Origin of the sequence: Streptomyces sp. NPDC014727, assembly GCF_043083485.1 — a bacterium.
Lineage (GTDB): Bacteria > Actinomycetota > Actinomycetes > Streptomycetales > Streptomycetaceae > Streptomyces.
Genome location: NZ_JBIBYR010000089.1, coordinates 1 through 1,153, shown reverse-complemented (window position 1 = coordinate 1,153; position 1,153 = coordinate 1). Strand labels below are relative to the sequence as shown.

Sequence of the window (1,153 nt, the reverse complement as noted above, 5' to 3'; positions counted from 1 at the left end):
AGTGGTTTCTACAGATGCCTTGTAATCACCACTGGATAGATCTCCATTCCAAGGGATTTCTAAAGTTGTCTTTGATTTTGGAGCTAGCTGTATGTTTGTTTCAAAAGAGAACACCTTTGATGCATCTTTTAAAACAGTAATATCGATTTTGCCTCCATCTACTAAAGCAGCATTATCATTTTCCACATCAATTTTTAAATTACCGTCTTCTTGTCGCACAGCTTTAACGAAAGACTTAGCTAATGATTTGTTATCAATTGCAGTTGGCTTTCCTATCGTAAATTCAACAGGTAGTATTTTTTCAATTTCATAATTGGTTTCAATTGTCCCTGTCTGCTTGTCGTCATTTTTTATACTTGTAGATTCTCCAGATTGTTTTTCTCTAAAAGAAATGGCACCTAAATAGGTGCCATCTTTTAAATCTTTTGTATCTAAATTAAAGGGAATAACCTTCTCTTCATTAGCATTAAGTTCTACCGTCTCATCAATACTCAAATGGGAGGCCACATCATGACCAACCTCAGTGTATTGACCACTGTTCAGATCTTTAACAAACCCAACAGAACCGCCACTTTCTGTAATGGCATTTAAAGGTTGTGTACTTAGTGTAATAGCTTTTGTAGAATCATTGCGAATACGAAAAGATAAAGTATAATTGCTGTCTTTTTTTAGTGATAACTGAAATCTACCTGTTTGATTTGGATTTTGATTATCGTCGTAGATAGGAGTAATGATGTAATTACTTCCTATTGTTTTATCGTTGTCTTTGGCAAAAGAAATGGAAGGAATACAGAGAAGTAAAATTGCTATTAATAAAGTTATTTTTTTCATATCTAATGTCACCCTTTCTTTAAGCCAGAAGTTTCGCTCCTGGCTTTCTATTATGTATTACAGCCCTTGAACCACACTAAATGTAATCGTAGTTTCATAAGGAGTCGGAGTTGTTGGATAGTTGATTAAATCGACCATATTTTTATTAGGTGTTATTGTTGTTGTTATTTCATTTACTGCATTTATAGTGGTTGATCCAGATTGCGTTCCACTATATACCGTTGCTGTCATTTTATCTATTACAGCTCCTGATACAGTTCTTGTTATATTCGTATTGGAGATTGTTTCTGAAGTAACACGATACTGAATTGTATTTCCAACT

General features: G+C 33.8%; 2 protein-coding genes. Both read right to left on the bottom strand.

The window, feature by feature from the left end; translation table 11 throughout:
• Positions 1–843: WxL protein peptidoglycan domain-containing protein (locus ACF1B9_RS38035; RefSeq protein ID WP_391795996.1), on the bottom strand; the 843-nt coding region annotated here is incomplete at its 3' end.
• 45 nt (positions 844–888) lie between these two features.
• A partial coding sequence (locus tag ACF1B9_RS38030; RefSeq protein WP_391795995.1) for a hypothetical protein occupies positions 889–1,153 on the bottom strand: 265 nt, incomplete at its 5' end.